17 protein-coding genes are annotated in these 16,440 nt (G+C 68.9%); 6 read left to right on the top strand and 11 right to left on the bottom strand.

Features of this window, described 5'->3' with window-relative positions:
• Positions 1–3: 3 nt before the first annotated feature.
• Genes SYV04_RS02450 through SYV04_RS02470 form a run of 5 tightly spaced genes read right to left on the bottom strand, consistent with a single transcriptional unit; the run spans position 4 to position 4,249 of the window.
• Entirely contained in the window at positions 4–765 is a 762-nt protein-coding gene (locus tag SYV04_RS02450) for a uroporphyrinogen-III synthase (protein WP_321543934.1), read from the bottom strand.
• An 11-nt stretch (positions 766–776) separates the two neighbouring features.
• On the bottom strand, positions 777–1,721 hold the full coding sequence (gene hemC, locus SYV04_RS02455) for a hydroxymethylbilane synthase (protein WP_321543935.1): 945 nt from the start codon (positions 1,719–1,721) through the stop codon (positions 777–779).
• Positions 1,718–3,034, bottom strand: coding sequence for a glutamyl-tRNA reductase (hemA, locus tag SYV04_RS02460; RefSeq protein ID WP_321543936.1), 1,317 nt, complete (start codon positions 3,032–3,034; stop codon positions 1,718–1,720). Before hemA ends, hemC begins: the two co-directional genes overlap by 4 nt.
• Positions 3,035–3,036: 2 nt before the next feature.
• Entirely contained in the window at positions 3,037–3,846 is an 810-nt protein-coding gene (locus SYV04_RS02465; RefSeq protein ID WP_321543937.1) for a cytochrome C assembly family protein, read from the bottom strand.
• A gap of 34 nt (positions 3,847–3,880) precedes the next feature.
• Positions 3,881–4,249 carry a hypothetical protein gene (locus SYV04_RS02470; RefSeq protein ID WP_321543938.1) on the bottom strand — a complete coding sequence of 123 codons (369 nt, stop codon included), beginning with the start codon at positions 4,247–4,249 and terminating at the stop codon, positions 3,881–3,883.
• Positions 4,250–4,449: 200 nt separating this feature from the next.
• Here SYV04_RS02470 and trxA point away from each other — a divergent pair, with 200 nt between their 5' ends.
• Positions 4,450–4,779, top strand: coding sequence for a thioredoxin (gene trxA / locus SYV04_RS02475; protein WP_321543939.1), 330 nt, complete (start codon positions 4,450–4,452; stop codon positions 4,777–4,779).
• Between the two features lie 366 nt (positions 4,780–5,145).
• Positions 5,146–5,481, top strand: coding sequence for a hypothetical protein (locus SYV04_RS02480; RefSeq protein ID WP_321543940.1), 336 nt, complete (start codon positions 5,146–5,148; stop codon positions 5,479–5,481).
• A 9-nt stretch (positions 5,482–5,490) separates the two neighbouring features.
• On the opposite strand, the gene SYV04_RS02485 is transcribed toward SYV04_RS02480, so the two are convergent.
• Complete coding sequence (locus SYV04_RS02485) at positions 5,491–6,300, bottom strand: PilZ domain-containing protein (protein WP_321543941.1); 810 nt, start codon at positions 6,298–6,300, stop codon at positions 5,491–5,493.
• A 37-nt stretch (positions 6,301–6,337) separates the two neighbouring features.
• On the opposite strand from SYV04_RS02485, the gene mgtE reads away from it, so the two are divergent.
• Entirely contained in the window at positions 6,338–7,717 is a 1,380-nt protein-coding gene (gene mgtE, locus SYV04_RS02490) for a magnesium transporter (RefSeq protein ID WP_321543942.1), read from the top strand.
• 10 nt (positions 7,718–7,727) lie between these two features.
• Here the strand turns inward: mgtE and rodA are convergent, their stop codons facing one another.
• Genes rodA through mreC form a run of 4 tightly spaced genes read right to left on the bottom strand, consistent with a single transcriptional unit; the run spans position 7,728 to position 12,205 of the window.
• Positions 7,728–8,852, bottom strand: coding sequence for a rod shape-determining protein RodA (gene rodA, locus SYV04_RS02495; protein ID WP_321543943.1), 1,125 nt, complete (start codon positions 8,850–8,852; stop codon positions 7,728–7,730).
• 7 nt (positions 8,853–8,859) lie between these two features.
• Positions 8,860–10,857: a penicillin-binding protein 2 gene (gene mrdA / locus SYV04_RS02500; protein ID WP_321543944.1), complete on the bottom strand. Its 1,998-nt coding sequence runs from the start codon at positions 10,855–10,857 to the stop codon at positions 8,860–8,862.
• Entirely contained in the window at positions 10,854–11,357 is a 504-nt protein-coding gene (locus tag SYV04_RS02505; RefSeq protein ID WP_321543945.1) for a hypothetical protein, read from the bottom strand. The genes mrdA and SYV04_RS02505 overlap by 4 nt, the downstream gene beginning before the upstream one ends.
• Positions 11,354–12,205, bottom strand: a complete 852-nt coding sequence (mreC, locus tag SYV04_RS02510; protein ID WP_321543946.1) for a rod shape-determining protein MreC — start codon at positions 12,203–12,205, stop codon at positions 11,354–11,356. Before mreC ends, SYV04_RS02505 begins: the two co-directional genes overlap by 4 nt.
• Before the next feature lie 223 nt (positions 12,206–12,428).
• Here mreC and SYV04_RS02515 point away from each other — a divergent pair, with 223 nt between their 5' ends.
• Entirely contained in the window at positions 12,429–13,997 is a 1,569-nt protein-coding gene (locus SYV04_RS02515; RefSeq protein WP_321543947.1) for a peptidylprolyl isomerase, read from the top strand.
• Positions 13,998–14,033: 36 nt separating this feature from the next.
• Here SYV04_RS02515 and SYV04_RS02520 read toward each other — a convergent pair whose 3' ends face one another.
• On the bottom strand, positions 14,034–15,116 hold the full coding sequence (locus SYV04_RS02520; protein WP_321543948.1) for a sensor domain-containing diguanylate cyclase: 1,083 nt from the start codon (positions 15,114–15,116) through the stop codon (positions 14,034–14,036).
• Positions 15,117–15,167: 51 nt separating this feature from the next.
• On the opposite strand from SYV04_RS02520, the gene SYV04_RS02525 reads away from it, so the two are divergent.
• Both SYV04_RS02525 and SYV04_RS02530 read left to right on the top strand, forming a co-directional pair.
• Positions 15,168–15,764 carry a Maf family protein gene (locus tag SYV04_RS02525; protein WP_321543949.1) on the top strand — a complete coding sequence of 199 codons (597 nt, stop codon included), beginning with the start codon at positions 15,168–15,170 and terminating at the stop codon, positions 15,762–15,764.
• Entirely contained in the window at positions 15,761–16,426 is a 666-nt protein-coding gene (locus tag SYV04_RS02530) for a YggS family pyridoxal phosphate-dependent enzyme (protein WP_321543950.1), read from the top strand. Before SYV04_RS02525 ends, SYV04_RS02530 begins: the two co-directional genes overlap by 4 nt.
• The last annotated feature ends 14 nt before the right edge of the window (positions 16,427–16,440 follow it).

Below are 16,440 nucleotides of genomic sequence, written 5' to 3' on the forward strand. Positions count from 1 at the left end.
AGCTTACCCGTGAACGGCGCGGATGGCGGCGTCGACGAGCCCTTCAGGAGTGGGCCGCTCCGCGACAGCTGCTACCTCCACCCCCAGCCGGGCCAGGGCCGCCGCCGTGGTAGGGCCGATGGCCACCACCCGGGCCTGCCCCAGTCGCTCCCGGCCAGCGGCCTCCAGGAACACCTCCACCGTGCGCGGCGAGGCGAAGAGCACCACGTCCGGAGGCGCCGTCCGCAGCGCCTCCTGCGCCTCCGGAGACAGCGTCGCGGGAGTGCTCCGGTAGGCCGTTACCCGGGTGACACGGACGCCCTGCTCTCGCAGCGCCAGCTCCAGCTCGCGGCGCCCCTCCTCGGCGGCGGGCAGCAGCACCTCATCCTCCGGCTGCAGATCGTCCCGAATGACTTCGTAGAGCCCCAGGCCCGTGCCCTCCGGAGGCTCGGCCACCACCTTCAGGCCATAGCCTTCGGCGGTCCGCGCGGTGCGAGGTCCCACCGCCGCCACCCGCACGAGGCCCATCCGGTCCGCCGTGCCGGCCTCGCGAAGCGCCTCCATCAGCGCCTCCACGGCCGAGGGACTGGCGAACACCACCCAACGATAGCGTTGGATGGCCTCCGCCGCGGCCGCCAGGGGCCGGGAGTCCTCCGGAGGATGGAGCTCCAGCAGGGGGAGGCTGAGCACCTCCGCGCCTTCATCCTCCAGGAGGAAGCACAGCTCCTCCACCCGCTCCTTGGGGCGGGTCACCAGCACGCGCTTGCCGTCGAGTCGCCGTTCCACGGGCGCGGACTCTAGGACTTTGGAACGAAGCCGGTATTGCCAAAATGGCGAAGGATGTCTTGTGCGCCACGAGAGAGCAGCTCCTCGGCGAGCCGCTCCCCCAGGGCGTGGGCTTCCTGGGACGGGCCGCGCACCTCGCCGGCCACCACCTTGGAGCCATCCGGCTGGCCCACGAAGCCCCTCAGGTGTACCTCGCCGTCCGTCACGGTGGCGTGGCCCGCCATGGGAACCGTGCAGCCACCCTCCAGCTTCGCCAGCAGCGCGCGCTCGGCCATCACCGCCACGCGCGTCACCGCATCCTCGAGCGGCGCGAGCAGGCCGCGCACCTCGGCGTCCGCCGTGCGGCACTGAATGGCGAGCACGCCCTGCCCCACCGCCGGCAGGCTCACCGAGGGCGAGAGCACCTCGGTGATCTCCTTCTCCAGCCCCAGGCGCTTGAGGCCCGCATAGGCCAGCATCGCGCCGGCCAGCCCCAGCTCCTTCGTCTTCGCCAGCCGTGTCTGCACGTTGCCGCGCAGGCTGACGATCTCCAGGTCCGGCCGCCGCGATCGCAGGATGCAGCTTCGGCGCAGTGAGGAGGTGCCCACCCGGGCGCCCTGGGGCAGCCGATCGAGCGTGAGCCCCGTGGGGCTGCAGAACGCGTCGCGAGGGTCCTCGCGCGCCGGCACCGCGGCGAGCATCAGCCCCTCGGGCAGCACCGACGTCATGTCCTTGAGGCTGTGGACGGCGATGTCCGCGCGCCCATCCAGCAGCGACTGCTCAATCTCTTTCACGAACAGCCCCTTGCCACCGATGGCGGACAAGGGAGCCGAGAGGAAGCGATCTCCCTCGGTGGTCATCTCCACCAGGGACACCTCGAGGCCGGGGTGGCGCGAGGCGAGCAGCGCGGCCACGTGACGGGCCTGCCAGAGCGCCAGCGGGCTCTGACGCGTGGCGATCCGCACCGCGCGGCTCATCGCTTGCCTCCACTCGCGGCGGTGGGAGCGGCGCTCTCGGCCTCGGCGGTGGGCACCGACTCCTCGGCGAGACCGAACAGCTCGGCGGCGGCGCCCGCCAACCGGTTGCTCTCATGCTCCGGCCCCACGGCGCGCAGCTTCGCGGTGGGCTCGTGCAGCAGCTTGTTGACGATGGCGCGCCCCATGGCCTCGATGCTCTTGCGCTGCTTGTCGGTGAGCCCCTCGCCCATGCCCGCCAGCGTGCGCTCCACCTCGGCCTTGGCGATCTGCTCGGCCCGCTGCCGCAACCGCGCCAGCACCGGCACTCCGTCGCGCACCGCGCGGTCGCGCATGAAGCGCGACACCTCTTGAATGACGAGCACAGCGGCCTTCTGGGCCTCCTCGGCCCGCGCCGCCTCGTTCTCGGCGACGAACTTCTGGATGTCGTCCACGTCGTAGGCCGTTACCCAGTCCAGCTCAGCCACTTCTGGAGCAATGTCGCGCGGCACGGCCAGGTCCACCATGAACAGGGGCCGGAACCGGCGCGCCCTGCCCACCGCGCCCACGTTCTCCTTGGTGAACAGGGGCACTGGCGAGGCCGTCGAGCACACCACCACGTCGGCCTCCTTGAGCAGCACCTGCAGTTCCTCGAAGGGCCGGGCCACGCCGCCCACCTCGGCGGCCAGCGCCTCGGCGCGAGAGAGCGTCCGGTTGGTGATCAACACCCGGCCCGCCTTGGCCTGCTTCAGGTGCCGCGCGGCCAGCTCGCCCATCTCTCCCGCCCCCACCACCAGCACCGTCTTGTCCGACAGCTCATCGAAGACCTTGGAGGCCAGCGACACGGCCGCCGAGGCCATGGAGGTGGCCGCCCGACCGATGGCCGTCTCGGTGCGCACGCGCTTGGCGCACGAGAAGGCCGAGGCGCACACGCGAGTGAGCACCCCACGCACCGCGCCCGCGCCCTGACCCAGCTCGAAAGCGTCCTTCACCTGCCCGAGGATCTGCGCCTCGCCCAGCACCATGGAGTCCAGGCTGGAGGCCACGCGGAACAAGTGCTCCAGCGCCCCGGCGCCCTGGTGCTCATAGAGGTGCTCCAGCGTCTCGGGACCGCCCAGCTCACTGAGCGCCTCACGCGCACGGACGCCCGCCTGCGAGATCTCGGGAGATGACACGTACAGCTCCACCCGGTTGCAGGTGGAGACGAGGAACGCCTCGGTAGGCGCCTGCGCCAGCCGCTGGAGCAGCTCCACCTGCCGGGGCTCCGGCAGCGCGAGCCGCTCACGCACGTTCAGGGGCGCCGTCCGGTGGGACAAGCCAATACAGAGCAGCTCCATGGCTAGCGCCCGCCTCCGATGGTGGAGTTGTACGACGAGAGGAAGGACACGAGCACCAACCCGAAGCCCATCATGGTCAGCAGCGCCACGCGCCGGCCGCGCCAGCCAATCAGGACGCGTGCGCCCGCCAGCGCCGCGAACAGGCCCCAGGCCACGAAGGTGGCGAGGACCTTGGCATCCAACATCCAGGAGAACCCATGTGAGGAGCCCACGACGAAGAAGGCGCCGGTGGCCAGGGTGATGGACAGCGCGATGAAGCCCCACACCACCAGCCGTCGATTGAGGGTGTCGAGGAACTCGAGCGAGGGCAGCCGGGAGAACAGCAGGCCGAAGCGCTTGCCCTTCACCTGCCGCTCCATCAGCAGGTACATGACGCCCACGCCGGCCGCCACGGCGAAGGCCGCCATGCCCAGCAGCGCGATGCTGATGTGCAGCGGCAGCAGCGGCTGGCGCATGGAGGACGACAGCGGCGCCTGCCCACCGTGCAGCAACAACCCGGGCAGCAGCACCGCCACCGCCAGCGGGGTGATGAACGCGCCGATGACAGGCTTGCGGTAGAGCAGATCCAGCACCAACCCGAGGGCCAGCAGCAGGAAGGCGAGCGCGGAGAAGCCCTGCGCCGCGCCCACTGGCATGCCTCCCTGCGCGCCCATCAGCGAGAACAGGGACAAGCCATGCAGGGCCAGCCCTCCGCCCACCAATACCCGCCCGGCGAGGGCGAGCGCGTGCCACTGGCGTACCAGGTAGGCGAGATACACCAGCGCCGCGAAGGCGTAGGCGTGGCAGGCAAGCGAGACGAGGGATTGACTCATGGCGGCTGCGACATAACCCCGGGCGACCGTCAGGTCAGCCCATCTTGTTCAAGATGAAGGCGGCCAGAAGGTCCGTCTCGTTGTTCGGTTTCTTATCTCCCGGGCGAGGGGCCACGGCCACCTCGGTGACATAGCCGGGCACCACCTCATAGGCGGTCTCTCCCACCAGCACGGAGGTCTCCAGGTGGTCGGCCCCCAGGCTGGCGAGTTGGGGCTCGGTCTTCACCTTGGCCACCAGCTGGTGGGTGTCCTCTCCGGAGACCAGCTTCACGAAATGCACGGCGGGCACGGTGGGGTAGCTGGCGCCACCCTCCGCCGCCACCACCAGCTTTCCGTCCCGGAGGTCGGCTTTGTCCCCCAGCGCCCACTCCTCGAGCTGAGCCTGAGGCAGAAAGAGCTTCATCACGTCCGCCAGCTTACATCAGCCCCGTTTCAAGGGCCCGTCTTCTCTTGGCGCTTGCCTGCTTGAAACGTCCCCAGACTGTCCGCATCTCACCTGCGTGGGGCTGGCAAGGGCTGGTCGAGCCTTGCAGGGCCCTCGGGGCGCGTACTAGACGCGCCAGCAGCCAGGCCCTCGCTTCTCAATGGCCTGAAGGAGACATCATGGCAGGCGCAGACATCATGACCATCGGAGATGGGGATTTCGACAAGGAAGTGCTCAAGTCAGACACGCCGGTGCTCGTGGACTTCTGGGCGACCTGGTGCGCCCCGTGTCGGGCCATCGCCCCAGCCATCGAGGAGCTGGCCTCGCAGTACAAGGGCAAGGTGAAGGTCGCCAAGCTCAACGTCGACGACAACCAGGACACCGCGCAGACGTACGGCATCCGCTCCATCCCGACCCTGCTCGTCTTCAAGGGCGGCAAGGTGGTGGGCACCATCGTCGGCGCGGTTCCCAAGGGCCGCATCGAGGCGGAGATCACCAAGTCGCTGTAAGCCTCACCCTCTGTCCGCGCGGGGCTCGAATGCCTCGCGCGGCGGAGGTGCCGTGAACGAAGGTTGGAGCAGCGCCGTCTCGCGCGGGCTGAAGCGCTTGAGACCTGAATCGCAGCTCGCCTTCACCCGTCACGCCAGTCACGCTCCAGTCACGCTCCACCGTCTATGGCCCCAGCACGGGTGAACCTGCCAGGTAACCCTTCTCTCGGCCACTTGACAGATCTGACCTCTCAGAGGGGGGACCGATCGAGCGAGTCGGGACAAATCCTTCAACCATGTGTTGACAGAATTTTCCTCAAAGGCCAAATAAGCGCCCACGTAGGCTTGTCTTGTTTAAGCCGCGAGTTCCGTTTTTCAGGAGTTGTCATGGCTCGTCCTCGTAAGAGTCCCGTTTCCTCCCCCGCCCTGGCTCTGCCTCCCGCGCTCGCGTCCTGGGCGGAGGCGATCGGGGATGCGATCGGTCGAGGGCTGGCTCGTGCCCTCCATAACAGTGGCCTGGGAGCCACGGGCGGAAATCTGGCGGCGCCGATGCGCAAGCGTGGACGTCCGCCCAAGGTCTTCATGGGGCCCGTACCTCCCGAGCGGCGCTGCACCGTCCCGGGCTGTGAGCGCGAGTCTCGCTCCAAGGGGCTGTGCTCCGCGCACTACCAGGCCGAGCGGCGCCGCAACCTCGCGGCCAACAATAAGCCGAAGCCTTCTTGAAAGCGCTGCCTACTCGCCTCGCCAGGGGTCTCCCGGCGAGGTGGCCTTGAGCAGCTCCCACGCGGCGAGCACATCCACCGCTCGCTCGAGCTCGTTGGGCAGAGAGCGGGAGCGCCGGGACTGCAAATAGTCCTCGACGAAGGTCCGTAGCCGCATGCCCAGGAAGAGCCGAGCCAGGGACACCTCGGTCTGTCCCGAGAACTCCACGAACCGAATGCCGAAGCCGCTGCGCCCATCGGGGCCGTTGCGCTCCTCGCGGACGATCTGCGCGCGCGCCTGAACCGGTTCTGCCCCCTCCTCCAGCGCGAAGCGCACGTTGAGCTCCGTGCCCATGGGCATGAAGAACGTGCTCTCGAGGAAGGCCCCACTCACGCTCACGTTCAGCGAGGTGAAGGAAGCGGCGAAGGTCCGCGTTCCTCCCTCCTCTCGCCACAGCTCGAAGCGCGTGGCCAGGCGGGCCCGTGGGAAGTGCCGGTGCTCTGGCTCATCCCCCACCCGCGTCTCGATGATCGGCGCCAGCATGGGCGCGCCGCCTCGGCGACCCGAGGCTCCCGGACGTCCTGCCTCCTCGCCTCGGCCTGACGGGCGGCGCTCCTCGGGACGGGGAAAGGAGACCCGCGGCAGCGAGGGCTTGTCCGCGCCCTTGGCCGCGAGCGGGGAAGTTGGAGCTGCGATCGCCTCGGGCTTTTCGGGCTTCGCGGCAGGGGCGGAGGTGTCCGCCTCACGGGAGGGAGCTTTGCCCTTCCGGGCACCCTTGCTCTGCATCGTCACCTCCGCCGCGCTGGGAAAGAATCCCGTACCGGAACTGGCGCGATTCATACACCATGCGCCCGCTCCACCGCGCGCGGAGATTGTGATGCTGGGAAACCTCCTCAAGCCCGAATTCGACGAACTCATCCGCGCCAGGGACTGGAACTCGCTGCGTGAGGCTTTCACCGAGATGGACCCGGCGGACGTGGCCGAGGTCATCGAGGATCTGCCCGCCAAGGACAGCGGCGTGCTCTTCCGGCTCCTGCCCCGGGACATGGCGGCGCTCGCCTTCGAGTACCTGCCGCCGCACCAGCAATCGGAGCTGGTGAGCACGCTGGGCAACGAGGAGCTCAAGAACGTGCTCAACGAGATGGCGCCCGACGATCGCACGCGCCTGCTCGAGGAGCTGCCCGCGGAGGTCACCCGGCGGGTGCTCACCACGCTGGCCCCGGCGGAGCTGAAGGTGGCCCGCGAGCTGCTGGGCTACCCGGAGCGCAGCGCCGGCCGCTACATGACGCCGGAGTTCCTCACCATCCCGGGGAACCTCACCGCCGCGGCGGCGCTCGAGTACGTGCGCAAGCACGGCCAGGGGCGCGAGACGCTCAACGTCCTCTACATCGTCGATGAGAAGGGCCGGCTGCTGGATGACGTGCGCCTGGCCTCGCTGGTGCTGGCCAAGGCGGACTCCGCGGTCACCGACATCCATGATCGCCAGCTCGTCAGCATTCCGGCCACCGCGGACCGCGAGGAGATCATCAGCTTCTTCGAGAAGTACGATCGGGTGGCGCTGCCGGTGACGGACTCGAAGGGCGTGCTGCTGGGCATCATCACCGTGGACGACGTGCTCGACGTGGCCGAGGAGGAGGCCACCGAGGACATCCAGCGCATGGGCGGTATGGAGGCCCTCGAGGCGCCCTACCTGGACATCGGCATCATCGGCATGCTGCGCAAGCGCGTGGGCTGGCTCACGGTGCTCTTCATCGGGCAGATGCTCACCGCCACGGCGATGGCCCACTACCAGGACGCCATCGCCCAGGCCGTCTTCCTGAGCGCCTTCGTGCCGCTCATCATCTCCTCGGGCGGCAACTCCGGCTCGCAGGCCACCTCGCTCATCATCCGCGCGCTGGCGGTGCGAGATGTCTCGCTGGTGGACTGGTGGCGCGTGGCCCTGCGCGAGAGCGTCAGCGGCATCGCCCTGGGGTTGTTCCTCGGAGTGCTGGGCACGTTGCGCATCATCCTCTGGCCCGGGCACGAGACGCTCTACGGCCCCCACTTCGGATGGGTGGGCGTGGCGGTGGGATTGAGCGTGGTGGGCGTGGTGACGTTCGGCACGCTGTGCGGTTCGATGCTGCCGTTCCTGCTGCGCCGCCTGGGGTTGGATCCCGCCACCGCGTCGGCCCCCTTCGTGGCCACGCTGGTGGACGTCACCGGCGTCATCATCTACTTCACCGTGGCCAGCGCCATCCTCGCCGGCCGCGCCTTCTAGCGCCCACCGGCTAGAACATGTGGCGGCGCATGCTGATGTTCACCAGCAGCCCGATGCTGAGCATCACCGACAGCATGGAGGAGCCGCCGTAGCTCATCAACGGCAGGGTGATGCCCGTCACTGGCAGCAGGCCGATCACCATGCCGATGTTCTCGAACACCTGCCAGAAGAGCATGGCGGTGACGCCCACGGCCACGAAGGCGCCGAACCTGTCCCGTGCGCTGAAGCCCACGGCCAGCGCCAGGGAGAACAGTCCTCCATAGAGCGCCAGCAGGAGCAGGCACATCAGGAAGCCGTGCTCCTCGGCCCACACGGAGAAGATGAAGTCCGTGTGCTGCTCGGGCAGGAAGGAGAGGCCCGTCTGCGTGCCCTCGCGCCAGCCCTTGCCGCCCATGCCGCCGCTGCCCACGGCGATCTTCGACTGGGCGGCGTGGTAGCCGCTGCCCCGCAGGTCCGCCTCTGGATCCAGCCACCCGGAGATGCGCTGGCTCTGGTGCTTCTTCAAGTGGTGGCGAAGGATGGTGGTGCGCGGCTCGGGCGCATCCCGCACATAGTCGTTCCAGATGACGCCCGCGCCCGCCAGCAGGGCCGCCACCATCACCGCCACGAGGTACCAGCGCACCTTGCCGAAGAGGATGACGGTGATCGAGGACAGGCCGATCATCATCGCCGTGCCCAGGTCCGGCTGCACCAGCACGATGGCGAAGGGCACCATCACCACCAGCACCGGCTTCCACAGCCGCAACAGCCCATACGCGGGCTGATTGGGCCGGAAGTCGTCGTGGTAGATCTTCGCCAGCATGAGGATGACGCCGATCTTCATGAACTCGGCGGGCTGGACGCGGATGGGGCCGAGCACGAACCAGCTCTCAGCGCCCTTGGCCTTGTGGCCGATGAAGCGCAGCGCGATGAGCGCCAGGATGTTGAGCACATAGATGGGCACCGTCATCCGCTGGATCCAGCGGTAGTCCACCAGGCACACCATCAGCGCCGCGCCCAGGCCGATGCCCAGGTAGACCGTCTGGCTGGTCCAGGCGGACTGCGAGCCACGTGCCGCCGAGGCGAGGTTCCAGATGCCCAGGCACGCGATGGCCAGGACACAGACGATCAGCCCCCACGGGACGTGGGGGACCATGCGCTTTTCAATGCTGAGCTGCATTCGGAGTCTGGGCCTGCGGCGCGCCGCGAGTGAGCATGACGTCCTCCAGCTTCGGCGCCGGAGGCAACGTCAGGACGTAGGGCTGATTGGAACGCTGCGGAGGAGAGCTCGCGTCCTGCTTCTTCAGGTCGAAGTACTTCTGGATGACAGCCATGCCCGTGGGCGCGGCGTCCGAGCCACCGTGCCCGCCGTGCTCGTTGAGCACCACCACGGCGATCTCCGGGTTCTCCGCCGGGGCGAAGGAGGCGAACCACGCGTGGTCACGCGCGAAGAACTCCATCTGGTGCGTCTTGAGGCGCACCGCGCCCAGCGAGGCCACCTGGGCGGTGCCCGTCTTGCCCGCCACCACGATGTCCTTGAGGCGCGTACGGTACGCGGTGCCGCCCGGCTCGTTCACCACCGCCACCAGCGCGTCGACGATCGACTTGCGGTGCGAGGGGTTCATCTCCACCTTGCGCACCACCTGCGGCTCGTACGACTCCATGACGCGCCCGTCCAGGTCCTCGATGCGCTGGACCAGCTGCGGCTTGTGCAGCGTGCCGCCATTGGCCAGGGCCGCGTAAACCATGGCCAGCTGCAGCGGCGTCACGTTGTCATCGCCCTGGCCGATGGCGCTGTTGAGCGCCATGCCCTTGGTGTAGCCACCGGGCGAGAGCCGGTCGTGGTAGCTCTCGCTGGGCATGATGCCGGGCACCTCGGCCACCACGCCAATGCCGGTGGGGCTGCCCAGCCCGAGCGACTTGCCCATGTCGGCGATCGCGTCCAGCCCCAGGGTGTCGGCGACCTTGTAGTACCAGGTGTCGCACGAGTACTGGAGCGCCTGCTTCCCATTCACCGGCCCGTGGCCCGCGTCCTTGTGGCAGCGCCAGGTGCGCGCCCCCAGCTTGTAGCCACCCGGGCAGTTGACCGTCGTCTCCGGCCGGAACACGCCCGACTTGTAGGCCGCCAGCGCGGTGACGACCTTGAAAGTGGAGCCCGGGCTGTAGTGCTCGGCGGCCACGCGGTTGATCATCGGCTGGAGCCGATCCTTGGTGAGCGCCGACATCTGCGCCGGCGTGACACGGCCGGTGAGCAGGTTGGGATCGAAGCCCGGCCGCGACACGAGGGCGCGGATGTAGCCCGTGTTCACGTCGATGGCCACCACCGCGCCAGCGACACCCGGAAACGCGCGCTCGGCCTCCTCCTGCAGCCGCATGTCGATGGAGAGCACCACGTTGCTGCCCGCCTGCGGCGGCACCACCGAGTGCTCGCCCAGCTTCACGTTGAGCTCCTCGATCGTCTGTCCGCGCGCGTTCACCACCTCCTTGCGCACCCCATCCACCCCGCGCAGCCGCGACTCGAAGTAGCGCTCCAGGCCGCGCCGACCGATGTAATCGCCCAGGGCGTACTTCGCCCCGTCCGCGTTGAGCCGGTCCAGCTCGTCCTGGGTGATCTCGTTCATGTACCCCAGCACGTGCGACAGCACCGTCTCGGTGCGGTAGTTGCGGTGCGGCACCGGCACCACCTCCACGCCGTCCAGGATGTCGCGCCGGGCGTTGAGCCGGTCCAGCTCGTCACGCGCCAGATCGATGCGCACAGGCACCGGCTGAAACGGAGCGTTGCGGCGCGCCGAGCGCACCTGATCGTCCACCTTCTGGCGCGTCTCCGCGTCCCAGCCGAGCAGCTCGGCCAGCTTCGGAATCACATGGGTGGAGCAGTCGGTGCAGAAGGCCGGAGTGATGAAGGCGTCGAACGAGGGACGGCTGTCCACGAGGATGGTGCCACGCGCGTCCTTGATGACGCCGCGATCGGCGCGCAGGCGCACCTCCTTGACGAAGTTGGCCACGGACTTGGCCGAGTACTCCTCGCCCCGGATGATCTGCAGCCGGTAGAGCTGCATGGCCAGCACGACGAGGCCGCCCACCAGGAGCAGGCCCAGGAGGAGGAAGTGCCGCTTGAGGTCGCGGCCAGCGGTGGTGTTTCCAATCGTCGGAGGCGTCACAGCAGCCCTCCCACCTGCGAGCGCTCCTGGCGTACCTCGAACTTGCGCAGGAGCGGATAGAGCGCGAGCGCCGCGACACCGGTGAGCGCCACCTGCAGCGGCAGGCCGGGCAGCACCGCCGTGGCCGAGCCATCCTTCACCGTCAGCCAGCCGAAGAAGGCCGCGAGCAGGCCATGGCCGACGTCAGCGCCCATGGTGAAGAGCACGAAGGCGATCGGGCCGCGCACGTCCACCAGCGAGGACACCAACCGGCACACCAGGAAGGTGAACACCCCCAGGAACGTGAACAGGCCCGTGGGCTTGCCGCTCATCATGTCCAGCAGGTAGCCGACCGCGAAGGCCGAGCAGGCGCCCTCCATCAACGTGGCACGCAGCGCGAGGAAGGACAGCAGCACCACGGTGACGTCGATGCGGCTCAGGACCAGGCCCGCCCGCTGCACCACCACGGCCTCCAGCGTGAGCAGCAGCAGCGCCAGCCCCACCGAGACGAGGAACCTCATCGCGTGCCCTCCACCACCGGCCCTGCCTCCTGGTACTGACTGCCCACCACGAGCACCTCCTCCAGCTTGGTCGTGTCCACCGCGGGGAGGATGTCGGCACCCTGGAACATGCCGTGCTCCTTCTTCTCCAGGTTCGCCACCCGCCCCACCACCAGCCCTGGCGGGTACACCCCGTCCGTGCCGGCGGTGATGATGAGATCGCCGTCCTCAACATCCTCGGTGCGCAGCATGTTCTCCAGCTTGAGCGGCCCACTGCCCGAGCCCGCCGCCGTGCCCCGCGCTCGCGAGCGCTGAACCCGCACGCCCACCCGGCTCTGCGGATCCGTCACCAGCGCCACGTCCGCGTAGTTGCCCGTGGTCCGAATCACCTGGCCGACGATGCCGTCCGGCGTCACCACCGACATGCCCTGGAAGACGCCCTGGTTCTCCCCGGCGCTGATCCGCACCGACAGCAGCTTGGCCACCGGGTTCACCCCCACCACCCGCGCGGGGACCTCCTGCCCTGGCACCTTCTCCGTCCACGCCAGCAACTGCCGCAGCCGCTCGTTCTCCGCCCGCGCCTCGCCCAGCGCCTGCACCGAGGCCCGAAGCTGCATGTTCTCCAGCCGCAGCGCGTCATTCTCCTGGCGCACGCCGCGCAGATCCACATACCCGCGCACCGAGGCCACCGCGCCGTCGATGAGCCAGTTGAGGCCCGACTGCACCGGGGAGGTAACCGCGATGACGGTGCGATCGATGAAGTTGGGCTCGCGGCCCCGCCGGCCGGTCACCAGGAAGGCGACCAAGGGGTAGAGCAACAGCCCACTCACGAGGAGCAGCTGACGGTAACGCTTGAGAAGGGACAGCACTGGGAGGAAGGGCCCGTGTAGGGAAAGAGGAGCAGGGAGCGTCGGGGTCAGCTAAACACTGTAAATCGCTTGCATTTTCTGGGGTCTTGTCCTAGGCAGTCAAGGCCTTGCAACGAGGGTGGTGGCGAATCGACCACCCTGCGGCCGGGCATCCAACAAACCCGCGCGGCGAGTCCTTCCACGAGAGTGGCTTGTCCGGCGCCCTGCACGAAGAAATGGTTCCATGGAAGGTCTGAACCTCCGGAAGGTCGTCTCGCTGGTGTTCATCGTCGGGATTGCAGTGGTGTTCACGCTGCAGTTCGGGCCGGGGAGCACGGGCTTTGGTGGCAGCGGCAACCCGACGGTGGCGCCCAGCGCCGCCGCGACGGTGAACGGCAAGGAGATCCCGATTCGGGAGTTCAGCCGCGCCTACACCCAGCAGATCAACACCCTGCGCAACCAGGGCCGGCCGATCCCCGAGGCCCTGGCGCGCCAGTTCATCGTGCCGCAGGTGATGGACCAGCTCGTCAACGGCGAGCTGCTCTCCCAGGCAGCCGAGCGCTACGGCATCGTCGCCTCGGATGAGGAGCTGCGCGAGCTCATCCACAAGAGCCCGAGCTTCCAGACGAACGGCCAGTTCGACTTCGAGCGCTACAAGCGGGTGCTGCGCGACTTCTACCGGATGACGGAGCCCCAGTTCGAGGAGGAGCTGCGGCGCGACATGGCGGCGCAGAAGATGCTCGAGGTGGTGCGCAGCAGCGCGGCGGTGTCCGACGACGAGGTGCGCGTGCGCTACGACAAGGACGCCAACACGGCCCGAGTGGTCTTCGCGCGCTTCCTGCCGACGATGTACGCCAACAAGGTGCCGGCGCCGACGGCGCAGCAGCTCGAGGAGTTCCGCAAGGCCAACGAGAAGAAGGTCTCCGACTACTACGAGGCCAACCGCTTCATGTACCAGCAGCCGGAGCGGGCCAAGGTGCGGCAGATCCTGGTGAAGCTGGCGCCGGACGCGACGGCGGAGCAGAAGGACGCGGCCAAGGCGCGCGCCCAGGCGCTGCGCCAGGAGATCGTCGGCGGCAAGGACTTCGTCGCGGTGGCGCAGGAGCGCAGCGAGGATCCGGGCACGAAGGCGGCCGGTGGGGACCTGGGCTGGGTGGAGCGCGCCAGCCTGGAGCCGGCGCTGGCGGACGCGGTGTTCGCGCTGGCGCCCAACACGGTGTCGGAGCCCATCGAGACGAAGCTGGGCATCCACCTGGTGAAGGTGGAGATCAAGCAGCCGGCCTCGGACAAGAAGCTGGAGGACGTGCAGAACGAGATCGCCACCACGCTCTACAAGCAGGAGCAGGCCAAGGGGCTGGCGAAGGCGGAGGCGGAGAAGGCGCTGGCGTCCGCGAAGGGTGGCCAGACGCTGCAGCAGCTCTTCCCGGCGGAGAAGGAGGGCCAGCCGGCGCTCCAGCGCTTCGAGACGGAGACGCGTCCGGAGGCGGTGGAGACGGGAAGCTTCACGGCGGGCAGCGAGTCGGTGCCCTACCTGGGGCCGGCGCCGCAGCTGATCACCTCGGCGTTCTCGGCACAGGGTCCGCAGGTGCTGGACCAGGTGTTCCCCGTGGGCGAGGGCTTCGTGGTGGCGCAGGTGACCGAGCGCCAGAAGGCCAGCGACGAGGACTTCACCAAGAAGAAGGACGAGCTGCGTGAGCAGGCCCGGCGCGCCAAGCAGATCGAGCTGGAGCAGTCCTTCCTCAAGGCGCTGAAGGACACGGGCAAGGTGTCCACCAACACCGAGGCCATCGAGAGCGTGGTCGGCGCCAGCTGAGTCCACTCCCGGGGGCGAGGCGTTCTCGCCCCCGTCTCAGCGGTTCGGCGGAGCCTCGTTGGTCGGAGCGGCGGGCCGCTCCGCGAGGCAGACGTCATCCCTCCCCCGGGCCTTCGCCGCGTACATGGCGAAGTCCGCCGCCCGGATGAGGTCCGTGGCCGAGTGCGCGTGGTCCGGGTAGGTGGCCACGCCCAGGCTCGCGGTGAGTCGAAGCTCCAACCCCTGGGTCTGCATGAAGCGCTTGTTGCGGAACGCATCCCGCAAGCGCCGTGCCGTGATGAGCGCTCCTTCCGGAGCCGTCTCCACCAGGAGCAGCGCGAACTCGTCGCCGCCGTAGCGGAACACGAGATCGAGCTGGCGGCTGGAGCTCATCAGCAACTCCCCTACTTCCTTGAGCAACGCGCTGCCCACCAGGTGCCCGTGGGTGTCGTTGACGCTCTTGAAGTGGTCCAGGTCCAGGAACACCAGGGACAGCGGGTGGTGGAAGCGCTGGGAGCGCTTCACCTCGTGCTCGAGCTGCGCGCGCAGGTGCCGGGCGTTGAAGCACCCGGTGTGCTCGTCCGTAATCGTCAGCTCCTGGATCCGGCGGAAGTTGCGCGCGTTCTCGATGGCGATGGCCGCGTAGTCGGCGATGGTCGTCAGCGTCGTCAGGTCGTCCAGGGTGAAGGGCGGATCCTTGGGGCCGTTCACCAGCTCGATGAGGCCCAGCACCCGCTCCCGGGCGATGAGGGGCACGGCGAGGATGGAGCTCGTCCGGAAGGCGGAGGCCTCGTCGAAGCGCGGGGCGAACGTCGGGTCCCCTCCGACGTCCTCCACCAGGCGGGCCTTGCCGGTGGAGAACACCGCGCCGGCGATCCCCTCGTCCGGAGAGATCTGGAGCGACTTGAGGGCCTCGGCTCCCTCGCCCACGGCGATCTCGAAGTAGAGCTTGCCGGTGCGCTCGTCCTGGAGCATCAGCGACCAGTTGCGCGGCTGCAGCAGGTCGCTCACCTTCTGCATCACCAGGCTGAGCACCTCCCTCAGCTCCAGCGTGGAGGTGAGCGCCTTGGCCATCTCATTGAACGCAGCGAGCTGCTCCACCGTCCGCTTCATGGCTGACAGGAGATCAGCGGGGTTCATCGGGGGTCCACTCCGAGGCGCGGTTCTGCTAAGGGCTCCAAGCCATCCACCATGCGCACTCTAGAGGATCCTACGTCCCTCGTCCTTGCCTCCGCCTCTCCTCGGCGGAAAGACCTGCTGTCCCAGTTGGGGCTGCGCTTCATCGTGTCCGCGGCGGATCTGGACGAGACGCCCCTGGAAGGTGAGCCCGCGGACACCTATGTGCTGCGGCTGGCCCAGGCCAAGGCCCGAGCGGTGGCGGCGCGCTTTCCGGCCGCCTGGGTGCTGGCGGCGGACACCACCGTGGCCCTGGGCCCGGAGCTGCTCGGAAAACCGAAGGATGGGGCCGAGGCGAGAGAGATGCTCTCACGGCTCTCCGGCCGCACCCACAACGTCTACACGGGTGTAGCCCTCGTGGGCCGGACGGAGGCTTCCACGGTGGTGCGCTCGGGCGTCACGTTCCGGACACTCACCCCTGGAGAGATCGACTGGTACGTGGGCACGGGCGAGCCGCTGGACAAGGCGGGCGCCTACGCCGTGCAGGGGCGCGGCGGGTTCCTCGTGGCCTCGGTGGAGGGCAGCCCCACCAACGTCATCGGCCTGCCGCTCGGAGAGACGCTGGAGTTGCTCACGCGCGCGGGCGTCCCCCTGCCTTGGAGCGCGACATGAGCGAGGTGGCCCAACGGCTGAAGGAGATCCAGGCCCGGGTGGCCGCGGCGTGCGCGCGCGCGGGGCGCCCGGTGGAGTCGGTGACGCTGGTGGCCGTGTCCAAGCTCAAGCCGGCGGCGCTGATCCGCGAGGCGTACGAGGCCGGACAGCGCGACTTCGGGGAGAACTACGCGCAGGAGCTACGGGACAAGGCCGCGGAGCTGGCCGGGCTGGAGGGGCTGCGCTGGCACTCCATCGGGCCGCTGCAGACGAACAAGGTGAAGTACGTGGCCAAGGTGGCGCACGCCTTCCACGCGCTGGACCGGTTGGATGTGGCGCGCGAGCTGTCCAAGCGCCGAGCCGAGGCACCCCTGCCCTGCTACGCCGAGGTGAACATCGGTGGCGAGCAGAGCAAGAGCGGGCTGGCCCCGGAGGCACTCGAGCCATTCCTGCGGGAGGTGCGCGCGCTGCCGGGCCTCCGGCTGGAGGGGCTGATGGCGCTCCCGCCTCCCACGGAGGACCTGGAGCAGGCGCGCGGCCACTTCCGGCGGCTGCGCGAGCTGGCCCGCGAGCACGGGCTCTCGGGCCTGTCCATGGGGACGACGCACGACTTCGAGCTGGCCATCGAAGAGGGCGCCACCCTGGTGCGCGTGGGCACCGCCATCTTCGGTGAGCGCGGTTGAGCCGCGCCGGGCGC

Origin of the sequence: Hyalangium ruber (assembly GCF_034259325.1) — a bacterium.
GTDB lineage: Bacteria > Myxococcota > Myxococcia > Myxococcales > Myxococcaceae > Hyalangium_A > Hyalangium_A rubrum.

Coding starts and splice junctions, on each gene's coding strand:
- hemC (WP_321543935.1), bottom strand. CDS start 1,721: ATGAGCCGCGCGGTGCGGATCGCCACGCGTCAGAGCCCGCTGGCGCTC.
- hemA (WP_321543936.1), bottom strand. CDS start 3,034: ATGGAGCTGCTCTGTATTGGCTTGTCCCACCGGACGGCGCCCCTGAAC.
- SYV04_RS02465 (WP_321543937.1), bottom strand. CDS start 3,846: ATGAGTCAATCCCTCGTCTCGCTTGCCTGCCACGCCTACGCCTTCGCG.
- SYV04_RS02470 (WP_321543938.1), bottom strand. CDS start 4,249: ATGAAGCTCTTTCTGCCTCAGGCTCAGCTCGAGGAGTGGGCGCTGGGG.
- trxA (WP_321543939.1), top strand. CDS start 4,450: ATGGCAGGCGCAGACATCATGACCATCGGAGATGGGGATTTCGACAAG.
- SYV04_RS02480 (WP_321543940.1), top strand. CDS start 5,146: ATGGCTCGTCCTCGTAAGAGTCCCGTTTCCTCCCCCGCCCTGGCTCTG.
- SYV04_RS02485 (WP_321543941.1), bottom strand. CDS start 6,300: ATGAATCGCGCCAGTTCCGGTACGGGATTCTTTCCCAGCGCGGCGGAG.
- mgtE (WP_321543942.1), top strand. CDS start 6,338: ATGCTGGGAAACCTCCTCAAGCCCGAATTCGACGAACTCATCCGCGCC.
- rodA (WP_321543943.1), bottom strand. CDS start 8,852: ATGGTCCCCCACGTCCCGTGGGGGCTGATCGTCTGTGTCCTGGCCATC.
- SYV04_RS02505 (WP_321543945.1), bottom strand. CDS start 11,357: ATGAGGTTCCTCGTCTCGGTGGGGCTGGCGCTGCTGCTGCTCACGCTG.
- SYV04_RS02515 (WP_321543947.1), top strand. CDS start 12,429: ATGGAAGGTCTGAACCTCCGGAAGGTCGTCTCGCTGGTGTTCATCGTC.
- SYV04_RS02520 (WP_321543948.1), bottom strand. CDS start 15,116: ATGAACCCCGCTGATCTCCTGTCAGCCATGAAGCGGACGGTGGAGCAG.
- SYV04_RS02525 (WP_321543949.1), top strand. CDS start 15,168: ATGCGCACTCTAGAGGATCCTACGTCCCTCGTCCTTGCCTCCGCCTCT.
- SYV04_RS02530 (WP_321543950.1), top strand. CDS start 15,761: ATGAGCGAGGTGGCCCAACGGCTGAAGGAGATCCAGGCCCGGGTGGCC.